Source organism: Sinomonas sp. R1AF57 (assembly GCF_002224485.1).
Taxonomy (GTDB): Bacteria; Actinomycetota; Actinomycetes; order Actinomycetales; family Micrococcaceae; genus Sinomonas; species Sinomonas flava.
Window position 1 is genome coordinate 2521828 of record NZ_CP022463.1, and the last position, 17652, is coordinate 2539479.

18 protein-coding genes and 1 pseudogene are annotated in these 17652 nt (G+C 68.8%); 16 read left to right on the forward strand and 3 right to left on the reverse strand.

Going from position 1 to position 17652, the window contains the following annotated elements:
* The first annotated feature begins 22 nt into the window (after positions 1-22).
* The 9 genes and pseudogenes from CGQ25_RS11585 to CGQ25_RS11625 all read left to right on the forward strand — a co-directional run bounded on the left by CGQ25_RS11585 (position 23) and on the right by CGQ25_RS11625 (position 8842).
* Positions 23-754 (forward strand): Flp pilus assembly protein CpaB, encoded by a 732-nt coding sequence (locus tag CGQ25_RS11585; protein WP_255405267.1) that lies wholly within the window; start codon positions 23-25, stop codon positions 752-754.
* Positions 751-1944: an AAA family ATPase gene (locus CGQ25_RS11590; RefSeq protein WP_208709862.1), complete on the forward strand. Its 1194-nt coding sequence runs from the start codon at positions 751-753 to the stop codon at positions 1942-1944. Before CGQ25_RS11585 ends, CGQ25_RS11590 begins: the two co-directional genes overlap by 4 nt.
* Positions 1941-3432, forward strand: a pseudogene (locus CGQ25_RS11595) (CpaF family protein). Before CGQ25_RS11590 ends, CGQ25_RS11595 begins: the two are co-directional and overlap by 4 nt.
* A 3-nt stretch (positions 3433-3435) precedes the next feature.
* Positions 3436-4377 carry a type II secretion system F family protein gene (locus CGQ25_RS11600; RefSeq protein WP_208709864.1) on the forward strand — a complete coding sequence of 314 codons (942 nt, stop codon included), beginning with the start codon at positions 3436-3438 and terminating at the stop codon, positions 4375-4377.
* 10 nt (positions 4378-4387) lie between these two features.
* A complete protein-coding gene (locus CGQ25_RS11605) occupies positions 4388-5269 on the forward strand; it encodes a type II secretion system F family protein (RefSeq protein WP_208709866.1) in 882 nt (293 codons plus the stop codon).
* 259 nt (positions 5270-5528) lie between these two features.
* Positions 5529-6161 carry a hypothetical protein gene (locus CGQ25_RS11610; RefSeq protein ID WP_208709868.1) on the forward strand — a complete coding sequence of 211 codons (633 nt, stop codon included), beginning with the start codon at positions 5529-5531 and terminating at the stop codon, positions 6159-6161.
* 85 nt (positions 6162-6246) lie between these two features.
* The gene (locus tag CGQ25_RS11615) at positions 6247-6825 is read left to right on the forward strand and encodes a TetR/AcrR family transcriptional regulator (protein ID WP_255405271.1); all 579 of its coding nucleotides are present in this window, start codon (positions 6247-6249) and stop codon (positions 6823-6825) included.
* 462 nt (positions 6826-7287) lie between these two features.
* On the forward strand, positions 7288-8487 hold the full coding sequence (locus tag CGQ25_RS11620; RefSeq protein WP_208709870.1) for a hypothetical protein: 1200 nt from the start codon (positions 7288-7290) through the stop codon (positions 8485-8487).
* Positions 8488-8545: 58 nt separating this feature from the next.
* The gene (locus tag CGQ25_RS11625; protein ID WP_208709872.1) at positions 8546-8842 is read left to right on the forward strand and encodes a hypothetical protein; all 297 of its coding nucleotides are present in this window, start codon (positions 8546-8548) and stop codon (positions 8840-8842) included.
* Between the two features lie 7 nt (positions 8843-8849).
* Here the strand turns inward: CGQ25_RS11625 and CGQ25_RS11630 are convergent, their stop codons facing one another.
* The 3 genes from CGQ25_RS11630 to CGQ25_RS11640 all read right to left on the reverse strand — a co-directional run bounded on the left by CGQ25_RS11630 (position 8850) and on the right by CGQ25_RS11640 (position 11398).
* On the reverse strand, positions 8850-9020 hold the full coding sequence (locus tag CGQ25_RS11630) for a hypothetical protein (protein WP_208709874.1): 171 nt from the start codon (positions 9018-9020) through the stop codon (positions 8850-8852).
* A 304-nt stretch (positions 9021-9324) separates the two neighbouring features.
* On the reverse strand, positions 9325-10260 hold the full coding sequence (locus CGQ25_RS11635; protein WP_208709876.1) for a type I restriction enzyme HsdR N-terminal domain-containing protein: 936 nt from the start codon (positions 10258-10260) through the stop codon (positions 9325-9327).
* 259 nt (positions 10261-10519) lie between these two features.
* Positions 10520-11398, reverse strand: coding sequence for a tRNA pseudouridine(38-40) synthase TruA (locus CGQ25_RS11640; protein WP_208709878.1), 879 nt, complete (start codon positions 11396-11398; stop codon positions 10520-10522).
* Positions 11399-11584: 186 nt separating this feature from the next.
* Between CGQ25_RS11640 and CGQ25_RS11645 the strand changes: the two genes are divergently transcribed.
* The 7 genes from CGQ25_RS11645 to CGQ25_RS11675 all read left to right on the forward strand — a co-directional run bounded on the left by CGQ25_RS11645 (position 11585) and on the right by CGQ25_RS11675 (position 17648).
* Positions 11585-11806: a Flp family type IVb pilin gene (locus CGQ25_RS11645; protein WP_208709879.1), complete on the forward strand. Its 222-nt coding sequence runs from the start codon at positions 11585-11587 to the stop codon at positions 11804-11806.
* A 101-nt stretch (positions 11807-11907) separates the two neighbouring features.
* Positions 11908-12279 carry a TadE/TadG family type IV pilus assembly protein gene (locus tag CGQ25_RS11650; RefSeq protein ID WP_208709881.1) on the forward strand — a complete coding sequence of 124 codons (372 nt, stop codon included), beginning with the start codon at positions 11908-11910 and terminating at the stop codon, positions 12277-12279.
* Positions 12267-13328: a pilus assembly protein TadG-related protein gene (locus tag CGQ25_RS11655; protein ID WP_255405284.1), complete on the forward strand. Its 1062-nt coding sequence runs from the start codon at positions 12267-12269 to the stop codon at positions 13326-13328. The genes CGQ25_RS11650 and CGQ25_RS11655 overlap by 13 nt, the downstream gene beginning before the upstream one ends.
* 15 nt (positions 13329-13343) lie before the next feature.
* Positions 13344-14072, forward strand: coding sequence for a Flp pilus assembly protein CpaB (locus CGQ25_RS11660; protein ID WP_208709883.1), 729 nt, complete (start codon positions 13344-13346; stop codon positions 14070-14072).
* On the forward strand, positions 14069-15274 hold the full coding sequence (locus tag CGQ25_RS11665) for an AAA family ATPase (RefSeq protein ID WP_208709885.1): 1206 nt from the start codon (positions 14069-14071) through the stop codon (positions 15272-15274). Before CGQ25_RS11660 ends, CGQ25_RS11665 begins: the two co-directional genes overlap by 4 nt.
* On the forward strand, positions 15271-16728 hold the full coding sequence (locus CGQ25_RS11670; protein WP_208709887.1) for a CpaF family protein: 1458 nt from the start codon (positions 15271-15273) through the stop codon (positions 16726-16728). Before CGQ25_RS11665 ends, CGQ25_RS11670 begins: the two co-directional genes overlap by 4 nt.
* Positions 16722-17648 (forward strand): type II secretion system F family protein, encoded by a 927-nt coding sequence (locus CGQ25_RS11675; RefSeq protein ID WP_208709889.1) that lies wholly within the window; start codon positions 16722-16724, stop codon positions 17646-17648. Before CGQ25_RS11670 ends, CGQ25_RS11675 begins: the two co-directional genes overlap by 7 nt.
* Positions 17649-17652 lie beyond the last annotated feature (4 nt).

The following is a 17652-nucleotide window of genomic DNA, read 5'->3' on the forward strand; positions in this document are numbered from 1 at the left end:
GAGGACCCGCCTACTGGGAGGCGTGGCCGCACTGATTATCGCAATCATCGGCACCGTTCTTCTCTTCATGTACGTCAGCGGCTCTGACGCACGTGCCCTCGCCGGCACGGAAACACAGGATGTGTTCATCGTCCAGAAGCAGATCCCGGCTGGAACCTCCGCCGGGAGCGTCAGCGCAAGCGTCGCCAAGAAACCCGTGCCGAAGGCTGTCATTCCGCAGGACGCCGTCACTGATCTCGGCGCGATCCAAGGGAAGGTCGCGGCAGTAGCGCTTGAGCCTGGGGAACAGCTCATCGCTAATCGCTTCGCGGAACCCAGCGCCCTTGCCGCACCAGGCCGCGTCGACGTCCCAGCAGGTCTGCAGGAAGTCACCGTGCGGCTTCCCATCGAACGCGTGATCGGGGGCGCTATCGCAGCGGGGGACACGGTGGGTGTCCTCCTCTCGATGCCGAAGGACGACAGCGCGCCGGCCCAGACCCAGTTCTCCTTCAATAAGGTCCTTGTCACCGCCGTCCAGACCTCCACCGGGGCGACGGCGGAGAACAACGCCTCGAGCCCTGCTTCTCAGGGAACCGGAGGCGCCGCCAAGAGCTCGAGCGGCGGCGAGTACCTCGTGACCTTGGCCCGTTCCCCCGCTGACGCGGCTCGTATCGTCTTCACCGCCGAATTCGGCACCATCTACCTCACCAAGCAGGGCGCTCCAGCCCAGGAAGCCGACGCGGGCCTCCTCGATCGATCGAAGGTGCTGCGATGAGCCGCTTTGCACTGATCACCGCTGACGCCGAGTTTGAGCATCGAGTGCGCCTCGCCTCGGCCGGGCTTCCGGGATCGCTCCAGTCATTCCAAGCGAACTTCCTACCGGCGAGCATCGACGACGTCTTCGGCCAGCTCGTCGGTGAGCCAGTCGAGGTCCTCGTCCTGGGGCCCGACCTGCGGCCTGATGACGTCATGGGCTTCTCGGCCGCAGTTGATGTCCGGTACCCCTACGTGAGCATCGTCTACGCTGCCGAACCGACCCCGGACCTCGCCATCAGCGCAATGCGCTCCGGCATCCGGGACATTATCACCCCCTCTGCGAACGCCGAGTCGTTGCGAGCACACCTTGAGCAGGCCGCTTTGGCCGCAACCTCCCGCATGGCGGCGTCTCCCTCTGAGGACGAGGAGACTCGGTCCGGTCATGGGCGCGTCATAGCCGTGATGTCGCCTAAGGGCGGAGTCGGGAAGACGACAATCGCGACGAACATCGCCGTAGGCCTCGGAAGAATAGCGCCGATGTCGGTCGTCATCGTCGATCTCGACCTGCAGTTCGGAGATGTTGCGTCTGGGCTCATGCTGAATCCCGAGCGCACGATTGCCGACGCCGCCAACGGTCCCATGGACGCCCTTTCGCTCAAGACGTACCTCTCGCCTCATCCGACGAACATCTACGCGCTCTGCGCTCCGAAGAATCCAGCGGAGGCCGACAGAATTTCCTCGGACAGCGTGGGCGAACTGATTGCCCGACTGTCTGCTGAGTTCCAGTACGTCGTCATCGACACGTCTCCTGGCCTCGGCGAGCACGTCCTCGCGACGCTCGATCAGGCGAGCGATGTCGTCTGGGTCTGCGGGATGGACATCCCGAGCGTGCGGGGCCTCAAGTCCGGGCTGGAGATTCTGGATGAGCTCAACATGCTCCCGGAGCATCGCCACGTCGTCGTCAATATGGCCGACCGCAAGTCGGGAATCACCCTCCAGGACGTGGAGGCGACTCTCGGGGTTCCCGTCGATATAGTCCTGCCCCGGTCACGTGTCCTTCCTCTCTCGACCAACCGTGGAGTCCCCGCTCTTCAGGACGGACTGCGCGACCCAGCAGTCAAGGGTCTGCGTCGACTGGTCGAGCGCTTCCAGCCGCAGTGGGACACGCGCGAGCACAAGCAACTGCACCGTAGGACGGTGTTCCAGTGAGCCTCTCCGAACGTCTGAATACTGCTCGGGGCCTGACCGCCGACACTTCACCGTCGGTTGTGAAGACCGCAAGCCTGGGGCCATTCCCGGCAGCCGGTGCTGCGCCGATAGAAGCGCTCGACGCCGCGACCCATGGCACAGCTACCCTCAATGAACGAGTCAAGGCGAAGGCTGCGGCCGATGCGGAGGCACGCCTCGCGGTCCACGATCTGGCATCGGACCGCGACGTGCGAGCGAGCGAAGCTCTAAGATCCCTCAAGGAACGGGTCACCACGGAGCTGTTCGAGCGAGTCGGAGGGCGCATTGCGGACTCCTCCTTGAGCGAGTCCGATCTGCACGACTACGTCGAGGGCGAGTTGCGCGCTGTCGTCTCAGAGCAGCAGGTGCCCCTCACCTCGAACGAGCGCGGCCGGCTAATCGATGAAGTGATGGACGACGTACTCGGTCTGGGCCCGATCCAGCGGTACGTCGACGACCCGAGCGTTACCGAAGTCATGGTGAACCGTGCCGACCAAGTCTATATCGAACGGCACGGCCAGCTCTTCCCAACAGAAACGATGTTCGCGTCGGAGGAGCAGCTCCGTCGGGTCATCGAACGCATTGTCTCCAGAGTGGGCCGACGCATCGACGAGTCGTCGCCTCTGGTCGACGCCCGGCTTTCGGACGGGTCCCGAGTGAACGCGATCATCCCGCCGCTCGCCGTCAACGGCGCCGCCCTGACGATCCGGAAGTTCTCGCGCGAGGCATTGAGCGTCAACAGACTGATTGAACTCGGCACGCTGACCCCAGACATGGCTGACCTGCTGCGGGCCTGCGTCCAATCGCGACTTAACGTGATCGTCTCGGGCGGTACAGGAACGGGCAAGACCACTTTGCTCAATGTCCTTTCCTCCTTCATCCCGCACAACGAGCGGATCGTGACGATCGAGGACGCGGTAGAGCTCCCGGCTCGAAAGCCGTCCTCCGAACATCGAGGGCACAGGCGCCATCACGATCCGCGACCTCGTCCGCAACTCACTCCGCATGCGTCCGGATCGCATCGTGGTCGGGGAGGTCCGCGGCGGCGAGACACTAGACATGCTCCAGGCCATGAACACCGGACACGATGGATCCCTCTCGACGGTCCATGCCAACTCGCCCCGCGACGCCATCGCACGCCTCGAAACCCTCGTGCTCATGGCCGGAATGGACCTGCCCCTACGAGCGATTCGAGAGCAGATCGCTTCAGCAGTAAACGTCATCGTGCACCTGACCCGCCTTCGGGACGGCACCCGGCGCGTCACACACGTCACCGAAGTCCAGGGCATGGAGGGAGACGTCGTAACCCTCCAGGACGCGTTCGTATTCGACTATGCGGCAGGGCTCGATGCCAACGGACGCTTCTTGGGCACGCCCATTTCGACGGGGATCCGGCCCCGCTTCACCGACCACTTCCGTGATCTGGGCATACACATCAACCCGGCCATTTTCGGTGTCGGGAGGAACTGAACCATGGACAGTCCTTACGTGCTGATTGTTGGCCTGCTGACGGTCTACGGCGGTCTTGGGCTCGCCATCTTCACCTGGGTCCGCGCTGAACGCGTTGTTGCACCCGCGCGAAGGCGGCCTATCGCTTCCGCCGGAGATTCGGCGCTGTCTAGACTGACCAACAGCGCCGTGGGTGCAATCAACCAGCGCCTAAGAGGGCGGGACCTGCAGCTTCTGACCGCCGACCGATTCGAGCAGGCGGGCCTCCGGATCAGTACAGGGGAATTCCTTGTCATCTGTGGATCCTCGGCTGTGGCGGCGGGGCTGATCGGCTTCCTGCTCGGCGGCGTGGGGCTTGCCGTGCTCCTCGCCCTCCTTGGGGGTTTCGCCCCGCTGATCTGGCTCAGTATGAAGATCTCGAAGCGCCAAGCCACATTTGGTGATCAACTGCCCGACACGCTCCAGACCATTGCAGGCAACCTTCGGGCCGGTCACAGTCTTCTCCGCGCGCTGGATGGGGCGGCCGACGACAGCGAAGCGCCGATGAGCGAAGAACTGCGCCGCGTGGTCAATGAGACTCGGATCGGGCGTGATCTCCTGGAAGCACTGGCCGATGTGGCGGTGCGAACCAAGAGCCCGGACTTCCTATGGACGGCGCAGGCCGTCGAGACGCAGCGCGAGGTAGGTGGCAATCTCGCGGAGGTCCTCGAGAACGTGACAGAGACCATCCGGGAGCGGGCCCAACTCGCTCGGCAGGTGAAGGCGCTGAGCGCCGAGGGCAAAATGTCGGCGCTCGTGCTCGTACTCCTGCCGATCGCGTTCATCCTGCTCCTGACAGTAATCAACCCGATCTACGCGCAGGTGTTCTTCACAACGTTCGCAGGGTGGATGATGTTGGGCGCTGTCGCACTTCTCCTATCCGTCGGTTCATTCTGGCTGAGTCGGCTCATCAAGCCGAAGTACTGAGGAGATCTCCATGGCACCTCTCGCTTTCGTGGCCATTTCGGCCATCGTCCTACCGCTCACCTTCCTCACGTGGACCGTGGTCGCGACTGACCGCACCAGTAGGAAGGCTGTCGAAGCCAATCTTGGACTCATCAAGGCGGGTCCGCGGCATTCAACGTGGACTGTGCCCGAGCAGCTTGCAGCGCTGTCCCGCAAGGTGACCCCTGTCGGCTACGCGGCAAAGCTGGACCGCCGCCTCGCCGAGGCTGGCCGACCGCGCGCCTGGCCGCTGGATCGCGTCCTCATCGCCAAGCCAGTGCTAGGTCTGACGACCTTCGCGCTAACCGTATGGATGTACCTCAGCAACAGTGCCGCCTGGGTTCTGTTGGTCGGCCTTGCACTCATCGCGCTCGGCTACTTCCTCCCGGACATCCTGCTCTACAACACCGCCATCAAGCGGCGGGAGGACATGCAGCGGGCTATGCCGAACATGCTCGATCAGATGCTCATTTCGGTTGAGGCTGGAGTCGGGTTCGAAGCGGCCATGGGCCGTGCAGCCGAAAACGGATCAGGACCGCTGGCCGATGAATTCATTCGCACGCTGCAGGACATCCAGATCGGGCGTCCGCGACGCGAAGCATTTCTCGCCCTCGCCGAACGCGCTCCGTTTGCCGACCTGCGGTCTTTCATCAGGGCCGTGGTCCAAGCGGACCAGTACGGTATCGCGATCGCCAATGTCCTCCGAGCACAGGCGAAGGAAATGCGCACAAAGAGGCGCCAGCGTGCTGAAGAACACGCCATGAAGATCCCTGTAAAGATCCTCTTCCCGCTGATGCTCACGATCCTCCCGGCCCTCTTCATAGTCGTGATGGGACCTGCCTTCTTGAACATCGTCAAGATGTTCGCTCACTGACCTCCTCGAGAGGCCCCACAGACCGGAGCCTCCTCCCGGCACCCAGAACCGGGAGGAGGCTCCTACCACCCGTCCTGCGCTCACCCCCAGACCTGAACCAGGAACCACCATGAACGGCAGATCTCCGACGGCCGCGTCCGCGCTCGACCCCACGCAATGGGCCTGGTACCGGGAATTCGGTGGGCTCCCCGCCGTGCCCGTCGGCACTCGCCGCCGGAACCGACGAATCGCCCGTAAGGCGGTGTTTCGCGGTGGCGCGTTGCTCGCTCTGGCGGGTGCCGCAGTCGTCGTTTCGGTCCTCCTGACAGTCCTCGGCGTCATCGACCCGCTTGTAGAGCTGGCTCTTGGCTGGCTTGTCCTCGCTGTCGTCCCCGCCTGCCTCGCGAGCTTGGGAGTAACGGCCGTCCGCGCGCGACGCCGGAACGTGACGGCGGCTTCCCGATGCGCACGTGCTGAGCGGATCCTGGGCGATGCGACGCCGGAGACCGCCACCGTCGCCGCCCTCCTCGAGTCGCTCCTGTCGATCCCGGGCACCGAAATCTTCCACTCGCTCCGCCTCGGCGGGGCCGCCCCCGCGAGCGCGGACCACGCCGTCGTGCGCGGCAACATCGTCTTCCTCCTCGAAGCGCAGCGTCGTCCGAGCCAGTCGAGCACCCTCCACTCCGCGGCCGACGAGTTCCGGGCGCTCCTCGGCCCAGACATCGAAGTCATACCCCTAGTGCTCGTCCACCCCCAGAGCGCCGCGCCCTGCGCCAGGATCTCGGCCGACGGCGCGCACCTCGCCACAGTCGGGCAGGCGCTGGAACGCGTCGGGGACACCCTCGCATACTCGTTCGGCGACTGGCGTGCCCGGCCGGACCTGCGCGCGTCACTCGTGTCGACGCTGGCCTAGCATTTTGCACACACGTTAGGCCTATGATTCGAGAGTGGACCCGCACATCCCTGGCCCCCGGCATCGTCCCACTGGCGCTAGCGGCGTGCGGGACCACATCATCAACACCGCCTATGAGCTCTTCTCCCGCCAGGGCGTCCGAGGGGTCGGCGTAGACGACCTCATCGCTGCCTCGGGAGTCGCCATCTCGACCTTCTACCGGCACTTCCGCTCCAAGGACGACCTCGTCCTCGCCTACCTCGGGCACCGCTTCACAGAGCGCCAGGCCGCCATCAGCGCCGCCCTCAATCACCGCGACGACCTCGAGAACCTGGTGCTGACCGTCTTCGACGTGTTCGACGGATGGTTCCGGCAGCGCTCGCCCGAAGTCGTCGGGCTCCTCCAGGTCCTCATCGAGATGGGGCCCGAGCACCCACTCGGGCAGGCGAGCGCCGCCTACCTCTCGCAGACGAGGATGGGACTTCAAGAAGCAGCGGCCGCCGCCGGCCTCCACGACCCCGAAGGGTTTGCCTGGTCCTGCCACGCCATCATCCAGGGGTCGATCGTCGCAGACCGCGAAGGGGACCCGGATGCCGCCGAGCACGGGCGCCGGCTCGCCGAGCTGCTGATGCGCCAGCACCGTGCCGCTGAACCACATCCGCAGGGGCAGGACCTGGCCTCCTGACCCTGCACGGCTTCCGCGACACACTGCGACGCGAGCCCTTCCGACCCTGCGAGGGATGTTACAAAAGACGCCATAACATATTCAGCTTCGTGTCATGTAGACAGAACGCTCGTTCTACCTCCATGCTTGACCTTGTGACACACCACATGGCGGCTGGGGCCGTGAAGGTGCCGACGATTGCTCGGGCATACTCCCATGACTTCATGGGAAGCGTGCCCGGGCAACGGCCCGGCTCGTGCGGGCCGACGCCGGCGTCACACTGCACGGTGATCGAACGGACTGGCGTCCAGGACCTCGTCCTCCGCCTCCCGTCGTCCCCAGCACGGCTTCCAGCACCACTCGCCGTCGTTCCCAGGCGTCCGATTGCCCCGGGCCCCACGGAGCGCAGCGAGCTGATGGACCAGCTGCGCATCCTCTGCGGACTGCAGCACTCCACACCCTCGACCAGACAGGAAGGCAGCCATGGGTCTCCGATTCGGCCAAAGGCTCTCAGCTGAACGGCGCCGGCTGGCACTGAGCGTTGACCAGCTCAGCCGCGGCCTCTGCACCCCCAAGCAGCTTTCCCTGCTGGAGGCCGGGCAGCAGGAGCCCACCGACCGTCTCGTCCAGAGCCTCGCCGGCGAGCTGGCGCCCGTCCAGCAGCTCCTGCCCTCGCTGCTTGCCGAGGCGGCCTGGGACGTCCGCGACTACGCCGACTGCGCCCTGTACGCCCAGTCCGCCGCCCGTCTCGCCCTCGACTCCGGCGACCAGCGGCTCTGGCTCGAGATGACCGTCCTCCAGTCCGAGTCCCTCGCAGCCGAGGGACGCTTCAGCGAGGCGAGGGACGTCCTGCAGCTCCTCCTCCTGGATTCCGACGCCGGCCGGGAAAGCGCCGCGGTCCAGATCCTCCTCGCCCAGGTGTTCAGGGCACTCGGCGAACTCACGACGGCGATCGAGCACTCCTCCGACGCCGTCACCGTCGCCTCGCGCGCCTCCGCCGACGCGGCAGACCGTGGCAGGGCGCTGCGGGAACTTGTCGCGGCCCTGACGGAGGCGGGACGGCTCGACGAGGCGCGAGCACGCTGCGCCGAGCTCGAGCCCCTCATCACCGAGCTGCCTCCCCAGGCCGCGGGCGAAGCGCACTGGAGCATCGGGAACACCGCCTTCCTCACCGGCGACAACCAGGCGGGGAGAAACCAGCACCGCCAGGCATCCGAGCTCCTGCTCCCGCTCGAGGACATGCGGCTCTGGGCGCAGTTCAACCTCGACGCCGCCTCCGCGCGTCTCTCCGCCGGGGTCGCCGACGCCGACACGCAGGGCATGATCGAGCACGCAGAGATCGCACTCGCCATTGCGGGCGGCACCGACCGCGACCGCGCCCTGGCCGACCTGAACCGCGCCCACTGGCTCTACCTCGAGGGCAAGATCTACGACGCAGCCCTCCGGCTCGACCACGGACGCCGCCGCCGCGCAGACCTCGGACTCCGGGCCGCGGGGGACGCGTCGATGCTGCATGCGACCATCGCCCAGCACCTCGACTCCCCCGGCGAGGCACTGGAGCTGTTCCACGAGGCCCACACGAGCTTCGCCGCCGCAGGCGCCTGCGCCAAGGCGCGGGATGCCCTCGCCGCGATCGTCCAGCTTGAGTCCCTGGCCGAGGTTGCCGAGGGCGCCGGACGCTAGGCCCGGTGCCGCACCGGCAGCCGTTCCCACTGTCGGACCCCGGGCGCACAATGCGTCCATGCACACCGCGACCATGCCGAGCCGCCGCGTTCCGCGGCCCGTCCCCTCCCCGTCGCCCTCAGGGAACATCACCCGCGCCCTGAAGGCGCGCCCGGTCTGGGTGGACGTCCCCACCGACGACGGCGGGGAGACCCGCACCGCGGGCTTCGCCCTCGCCTGGACCCGCGACGCCGTGGAGGTGCAGGTGCTCTGGCGGAAGGAGTACTACGTGGCCGCCACGGAGTTCTGGGTCGGGGCCTCTAGGGTCCAGCGGCGCGTGATCGAGCCGCAGTGGCTGGGCCGTCCGGTGGCCTGAGCGTTCCTCAGCGACCGGCCGGGACCGGCCCGAGTCCCTCGCGCGCCAGATCGTGGATCATCTGGTGGTAGCCCGACAGGGCCAGCGGGGGCATCTGGTGGAGGTCCTCGATGGTCGCATGCGGGCGGTCCACACGGACCAGGGAGAGGATCGCCAGATCCTCCTGGTCGTCGTCCAAGGCCCGGTAGGGGCCAATAGGACGCTCGGCAACCAGAGCCCGCGCGTACCGGCCGAGGCGCTCAGCGCCCATCGGAGTGCCCGTCAGCGTCCAGACTCGCACTAGATCATCAACGCCCACCATTGCCCTGCCCCCATCCTTCCGCTGATCCAGTGGTCCCACTGTGACAGCCGGGAGGGTGCGCTGTGATGAGGACTTTGTACTCGAATCCAAAAGAATTCTCCCCGGCCACCACCTGTGGCCGGGGAGCCTGTACTCAGGAACCGTCCTGCGCCCGGCCGCATCCGGCCATCGCCGGGAACGGCTATAAGGAGATCCTGTCGAGCAGCTTCGGCTGGGCCAGGTCGGTCCGGATGACCTGCCGCAGGACGTCGGTGCTTGTCGCGGTCCCCGTCCTCTTCCTCACCTCACGCCGGACGAGGTCCAGCACCGGCTCCGAGAGGATGACCTCGAGCAGCAGCTCGGGAGCCGTGGCCGCGCTGTGCCGCCAGACCTCCTCGATCTGGCGACGCTTGAGGGAATCGTGGTGCAGGTAGAACAGCCGGGAGGCCTTGCTCTCGTCCGGCTCGGGTCCGAGCAGGTCCACTTCGAAGACGAGATCCACCACGACGGGAAGCCCGCCGGTGAGGTGGTAGACCTGCCAGATCTGCCCGTTGGTCAGGACCATCCATTCGATGCCCTCGTTCACGGCGTACATCTGCACCTGCCGGAGGTGGCGCTCGTTGAGCTTCTGGCTGATGCGCTTGACCTCGATGAACGCCACGAGCTGCCGGTCGATGCGTACGCCGTAGTCCGCGAAGTCCTGGCGGACCATGTACTCCGTCGTCAGGTCGGCGTACTTGTCGTACCCCAGGCCTTCGCAGAGCAGGTCGGTGATCAGGAGGCGGGTGTCGCCTTCGTTCGCGTCGCGCTCCAACAGCGCCCGCAGCGGCTCTGCGAACTTCCGGACCGCCGCGAGGGTCTGCTCGCGCGCCGCTTCCTCCCAGCGGGGCACCTTCAGGCGGGGCCTCGCAGCGGGCGCCTTCCCGCCGGGTTCGGCTTCACCGGGCTCGGCTCCGTCCTCTCCGAGAATGGCGGCCGAGCCGATCGCTCCCTCGTCGGCCGACGGCTCCGGTTCGGGCAGCGCTCCCACGCCGTCCGCCGCGTCCGGCGTCCCGGAGGGGGACGCTGCGGCAGGGACGGCCAGCTCGGGCGGGAGCTGCGAGTACGGGTCCACCACACCCATCGAGGCCTGCATCATGATCCAACGGATTGTCTCTGCCCATGGCCCCACGGCAGCGTGCTGCGCCTCGGGCGCATCGAACGACCGTGTCACAGCCAGTACTTCCAATACTTCGACGGCGGGCACCTCGTGCCCGGCCTCCGCGGCTGCCTCTGCCCATCGAACCAGCGCCGCGTACCGCGCTGAAGCCTTCGCCTCCATCGTTCCCCCCAATTCCAGAGGCTCCCTCGCCCCTTCCACCGACCATAGCGGAGGCCTCCGACATCCTGGGAGGAGATCACCCCGCGATCTCGTCCCGCAGCGCCCGCGTCTGCTCGGCCCGGGCCGCCATCTCCTCGGCCGTCTCGGGGTACCCGACCTCCTCGAGCACAAGCGGGTGCGCCGGCGCGAGCCGCGTCTTCGCGTCCCGCACCCGCGCGAGCATCCGCTCGTGCAGCCACTCGGTCCGCTCGAGCCCCTCCCCTACCCGCAACGCCGACCCGACAAGGGCCCTGACCATGTTGTGGCAGAAGGCGTCCGCGCGCACGTGGGCGAGCACCACGCCGTCGTGCGTCCGCTCGAAGGAGAACTCCTGCAGCTCCCGCACGGTCGTGGACCCCTCGCGCGGCTTGCAGAACGCGAGGAAGTCCTGCAGCCCCAGCAGCTGCGCCGCGGCCCCGTTCATGCGTCCCACGTCCAGCGGCGCCCTGTGCCACAGCGTGATTCCGCGCAGCACCGGGTCCCAGTGCTCCGGCCGGTCCGCGATCCGGTACGAGTACCGCCTCCACAGCGCGGAGAACCGCGCGTCGAACCCCGGCGGAGGCACGACGGCGGAGCGCACCTCGAGCGCGCCGGTCTCCGCCCCGAGGACCCGGCTCAGCGCCCCCCGGAGCCTGCGCACAAGCACGCCCTCCGGGGCGTCCGGCGACCTCCGCGCCAGTCCCTCCCACTCCCCGGGGGCGAGGTCCAGGTGCACTACCTGCCCGCGCGCGTGGACCCCCGCGTCGGTCCGGCCCGCCACGACGACGCGCACCGGCCGCCGCAGGATCAGGGCGAGCGCCTCCTCGAGCGCGCCCTGGGCCGTGAGGAGCCCGGGCTGCACGGCCCACCCGCTGAACGGCCCGCCGTCGTACGCGAGATCGAGGCGCACGCGCACGGCGTCGGGCTCAGGAATCATGCCCCCAAGTCTAAGGATTCCCGCAGGAACACCGCACCGAAAGCACAGGTTCCGCCCGCTTCCCAAGGGTTCCCCGAGCTTCACCCCAGATCAGCTGCCAGGGCCATCCCGGGTCCGTAACTTCGATGGTGGAGCTGGTGATCGGAACCAGCCGACAACCACACCACACCCCCTCAGGAGCACAGAATGCTTTCCATCATCGCCACCCTGCACACCGCCGGCCTCAAGCTCAAGGAGCGCGTCCTCTCGGGCGAGAAGGGTGCCACCGCCGTCGAGTACGGCATCATGGTCGCCCTCATCGCGGTCGTGATCATCGCCGCCGTCGCCACCCTCGGCGGCAGCCTCAACGACGCCTTCACCACGATCAACGGCAAGATGCCGGCGAAGGCCCCCACCACCGCAGGCTGACCGACGCGGAACCGTCCCGGGCCCGGGTCGCACACCGGCCCGGGACGGCCCATGTCCGACCCACCCACCCCGCCCCGAACACAGCCGCCGGAAGGAGAGAGATGTCCAGCCAGGACCGCGAGCGCGGAGCCGCCGCCGTCGAGTTCGCGCTCGTGCTGCCGGTGCTCATCCTGCTCCTCCTCGGCATCGTCGACTACGGCCGGCTGTTCAACGCCCAGCAGACCCTCACCTACGCGGCCCGCTCAGGGGCACGCGTCATGGTCCTGCAGAACAGCACCTCCGCGGCGATCACCGCGGCGCAGAACACGGCGTCCGACCTCGGCTCGATCCCGGCCTCGTCCTTCGCCGTCTCCCCCTCCACCTGCACCGCCGGCACCCAGGTGACCTTCACCGTGAACTACACGTTCACTGGCACCGGGTTCTTCGGCAGCTTCCCCCTCCAGGGCAAGGGGGTCATGCTGTGCGGCGGCTGACCCAGACCCGGCCGTCCCGGACGCACGACGCCGCGGCTCACCGCGAGCGCGGGGCCGTCGCCGTCGTCACGGCGATCCTCATGGTCGTGCTGCTCGGCTTCGCGGCCCTCGCGGTGGACGGCGGCATGCTCTACGCCAAACGCGGCGAGCTGCAGAACGGTGCGGACGCGGCCGCGATCGCCGTCGCGCAGAAGTGCGCGGCCTCGCTCACGGACCCGCTCTGCTCGAGCACGTCCTCCCTGGCGTCCTCCCTCGCGCAGTCGAACACGGCCCTCGGCCGGGGCGGCATCGCCTCGCTCACGGTCAACGGGACCTCCCGGACCGTGACCGCGACGACCCAGCCGCTCGAGCCCGGCTCCCAGCCGGGGTGGGTGGCGCTGTACTTCGCCCGGGTCATGGGCATCAACAGCGCGGTCGTCGGGGCCCGAGCCCAGGCCTCCTGGGGCAGCCCCAGCACCGGGCTTGCGGCCTTCCCGCTCGCCTTCTCCGTGTGCCAGCTGCAAGGAAAGGCGATCGACGGCAGCCTGCAGCTCATCCAGTCCTTCGGCTCAGGCGTGAACCCCGCCTGCACCTACGGCACCCCCGGCCAGCCAAGCCAGGTGGTCCCCGGGGGCTTCGGCTGGCTCCAGCAAAACCCGAACCAGTGCGGCGCCTCGATCAACGTCTCCGCCTCCATCGGCGGCAGCCAGCCCGGCGCCAGCGGGCCCGACTACTGCGACTCCCTCCTGAAGGGGTGGATCGCAGCCCTCCAGGCCGGCCAGCGCGTCGTCGTGCTCCTGCCCGTGTTCACCGCAGTCACCGGGACCGGCAAGGGCGCCGTGTACACGCTCGCCGGATTCGCGGCCTTCAGCGTCAAGGGCTGGAACTTCGGCGGAAACGTGCCGAACTACTACAACAACACGGCCCCCGGCGGCGACGCTTCGCTCACCTGCAGCAACAACTGCAAGGGGATCATCGGCCGCTTCGTCACCTATGTCGCCCTCGACAACAAGTACGAGGTCGGCCCATCCACCACCTTCGGCGCCACCATCGTGCGCCTCAGCCAGTAGACCCGGGAGCCCCGCATGAAGTCACGACTCCTCGCCGGCGCCGCCGCGCTCGTCGCGGCCATCATCGGCGTCGTCCTCGTCATCTCCTACGCCAACGGCGCGGACAGCCGCGCCATGGCGGGCCTGCAGCCCACCCAGGTGCTCGTCGTCGCGAAGCCCGTCGCCCAGGGCACCGCCGCGGACCAGCTCGCCGGATCGCTGGAGCTGCGCACCCTCCCCGCGGATGCCGTCGCGCCCACCGCGCTGACCTCGCTCGAGGGCACCTCCGGCAAGGTCACGACGACTGAACTCGCCCCCGGCGAGCAGCTCCTCGCGGGCCGGCTCGCGAGCCCGGCGTCGCTCGTGCGGCCCGGCACGGTCCCGGTCCCCGCCGGTTTCCAGGAGGTCTCCTTCCAGCTCGACCCGGCGCGCGCCGTCGGCGGCCACCTCCAGGCCGGGGACACGGTCGGGATGTTCCTCTCGTTCGACAAGGGCGCCGTCCCCGCCAGTCAGGGCCCCGAGTCGACCGACCTCACGCTGCACAAGGTCCTGCTCACAGCGGTCGACGGCGCGCAGTCCTCCGAGAGCTCGGACTCGGGCAAGCCCGCAGCCGGCGCGCTCACGCTGACCGTCGCGGTGACCGACGTCCAGGCCACGAAGATCGTCTTCGCCAACGAGTTCGGCAAGGTCTGGCTCAGCAAGGAGCCCAAGACCGCCGCCGACTCCAACTCCGGCCCCGTCGACCGCGGAAAGGTCTACCAGTGAGCCTCTTCGTCCTCCTCTCCCCCGACACCGACTTCGCCCTGCGCATGGGCACGGCCGCGGAGGGCCACCTGCCGGGCAGCATCAGCACGTTCGCCACCGACGAGCTCCCGGGACAGCCCGAGGACCTCTTCGCGGCGCTGGGGGGCGCCCTGCCCGACGTGCTCGTCCTCGGCCCGGGCATCGCGCTCGAGGGCGCCCTGCGCTTCGCAACGGTCATGGACATCAGCTTCCCCAGCGTGACGATCCTGCTGGCCGCCGAGGCCGACGCCGAGCTCACCCTCCAGGCCATGCGGGCCGGCGTGCGCGACGTCGTATCCCCCGGCATCGACCCGGAGCAGCTGCGCGTCGTGCTCCAGCGCGGCGCCCAGGCCTCCGAGAGCCGCGGCCGCTCGACGGCCGCAGCCGGGCCGGCGAGCACCGCGCCGCGCGGACGCATCATCGGCGTCTTCTCGCCCAAGGGCGGCGTCGGCAAGACGACGCTCGCGACCAACATCGCCGTCGGGCTGGGCAAGGCCGCGCCGCTGCGGGTCGTCGTCGTGGACCTCGACCTGCAGTTCGGCGACGTGGCCTCGGGCCTGGACCTCGAGCCCGAGCACACCCTCACCGACGCCGTGACCCCGGCCGCGGCGCGGGACTCCCTCGTGCTCAAGGCGTTCCTGACTCTCCACGCCGGCGGCTTCTACGCCCTGTGCGCCCCGCGCACCCCCGCCGAGGCCGACTCGGTGACCCCCGAACAGGTGGCCCACCTCATCGGACAGCTCGCCGAGCAGTTCGACTACGTGGTCCTCGACACCGCCCCAGGCCTCGGCGAGTGCACCCTCGCCGGCCTCGAGGCCTGCACCGACGCCGTGTGGGTGACCGGCATGGACGTCCCCGGCGTGCGCGGCCTGCGCTCGAGCCTCGAGGTTCTGGCACACCTGGGCCTCATGCCTGAATCGCGGCACCTCGTGCTGAACATGGCGGATCCGAACGTCGGGCTCTCCGTCAAGGACATCGAGGTGACCCTCGGCCTGCCGGTCGACGTGAGCGTGCCCCGCTCCCGCGCCGTCGCCTACTCGACGAACCGCGGCATCCCGGTCCTGCAGGCCCCGCGCCGCGGCGACAAGGCCACGGCCGCGCTCGGCCACGTGGTCGAACGCCTCTCCCCCTCCGACAAGTCCCGCGCCGCTCGGCGCTCACACCGACGGGTTGTCCTCTCGTGAAGCTCTCCGAACGCCTTGCCTCCGCCGGCGCCCCCGGCACCGTCCGCCCGCTCGGCGGCGCGCCCGCAGGTGCCGTCGCCCCGGCGGCGGCGCCAGCGCCGGCGTCGTCCGTGGCCGTCCTCGAGCCGCCGGCCGCCCCCGCGCACGACGCCGCGACGCCGGCCGACGCTCTCGCCGGCATCAAGCAGCGCGCCGCGAGCGCCCTGTTCGAGCGGATGGGGGCCCGGTTCTCCGACACGGGCGCGACCGAGAAGGAGCTCCGGGCCGCCGCCCGCGAGGAGCTCGTCCATGTCATCGACGAGGAGCACGTCCCCCTCAGCACGCCCGAGCGTGCCCGGCTCCTGCGCGACGTCGAGGACGACGTGCTCGGGTACGGCCCGCTCCAGCGCCTGCTCGACGACGACACGGTCACCGAGATCATGGTCAACCGCCACGACCAGATCTACATCGAGCAGAAGGGCCGCCTGACCCTCTCCCCGCTGCGGTTCTCCTCGGAGGCGCAGCTGCGCACCGTGATCGAGCGGATCGTCTCCCGCGTGGGCCGCCGCATCGACGAGTCCTCGCCCCTGGTCGACGCCCGCCTCGAGGACGGCTCCCGCGTCAACGCCGTGATCCCGCCGCTCGCCGTGGGCGGCTCGTCCCTGACCATCCGGAAGTTCGGCAAGGTCCCGCTCACCGTGAAGGACCTCATCGGCTTCGGCACGTTCACCCCGGACATGGCCGAGCTCCTGCGCGCGTGCGTCGAGGCGAAGCTGAACATCATCGTCTCCGGCGGCACCGGCACCGGCAAGACGACCCTGCTCAATGTGCTCTCCTCCTTCATCCCCGCCGGGGACCGGATCGTCACGATCGAGGACGCCGTCGAGCTCCAGATCCAGCAGGACCACGTGGTGCGCCTCGAGAGCCGCCCGTCCAACACGGAGGGCAAGGGCGAGGTCACCATCCGCGACCTCGTGAAGAACTCCCTCCGCATGCGGCCCGACCGCATCGTGGTCGGCGAGGTCCGCGGCGGCGAGTCCCTCGACATGCTCCAGGCGATGAACACCGGCCACGACGGCTCTCTCTCGACCGTGCACTCGAACTCGCCGCGCGATGCGATCGCGCGCCTCGAGACCCTCGTGCTCATGGCCGGCATGGACCTGCCGCTGCGCGCCATCCGCGAGCAGATCGCCTCCGCCGTGGACCTCATCGTCCAGATCTCCCGCCTCCGGGACGGCTCCCGCCGGATCACGCACATCACCGAGGTGCAGGGCATGGAGGGCGACGTGGTGACCCTGCAGGACGCGTTCGTGTTCGACTTCGCCGCCGGCGTGGACGCCAACGGCAGGTTCCTGGGCAAGCCGATCCCGACCGGGGTCCGCCCCCGCTTCCTGGAGCGCTTCGAGGACCTCGGCATCCACGTCCGCTCGAGCGTGTTCGGCGGCATGCCCGTGGGGCAGGGGGCGTCATGGTGATGGCCGGCGCCGCCCTCGTGCTCGTGGCGGGGCTCGTCCTCGCGGTCCTCGCCGCACGTCCCGGCGAGGCGAGCCTTCCGCTCTCCCGCAGGCGCCCGGAGGCCGCCAAGAGCTCGCTGCTCTCGCGCACCGCCACCGGGGCCACGGCCACGCTCCAGGGCTGGTTCAGCCGCAGCGGCTTCCGGCTGGTCTCCCCCGAGAAGCTCGAGCTCGCCGGGCTGCGGATCGGCCAGGCCGAGCTCGCCGTCATGGTCGGCTCTGCCGCGCTCGCCGCCGTGGCCGTGGGCGCCGTCGTGGGCAGCCTGCCCCTCGGGCTGCTGCTCGCGGTGATCGCGCTTGCCGCTCCCCGCCTCCTCGTCAGCCAGCGCATCGCCAAGCGGCGCAAGGCGTTCGGCAACCAGCTCGACTCTCTGATCGACCTGCTCTCGGGAAGCCTGCGCGCGGGCCACAGCATCCTGCGCGCGATCGACGCCGCAGCGGCGGAGAGCCCCGAGCCCTCCGGGAACGAGATGCGCCGCGTGGTCCGGGACGCCTCCCTCGGCCGTGACCTCCTCGAGTGCCTCCAGGAGACCTCCGAGCGGATGGCCAACGAGGACTTCGTATGGGTGGCCCAGGCGATCCAGATCAACCGGCAGGTCGGCGGGAACCTCGCGGAGGTGCTCGACCAGGTCAACGAGACCATCCGCGAGCGCGCCGAGATCAAGGGGCACGTCGCCGCCCTCGCCGCCGAGGGGAAGTTCTCCGCCTACATCCTCATGGCGCTGCCCGTGGGCATCATCGCCATGCTCATGGTCGTCAACCCCGCCTACATGACTCCCCTGTTCACGACTCCGCTGGGCTGGGGCATGATCGCAGCGTCGGCCGTGCTCATGACCATCGGCGGCCTGTGGCTGCGCAAGCTCATCTCGATCCGGTTCTAGGACA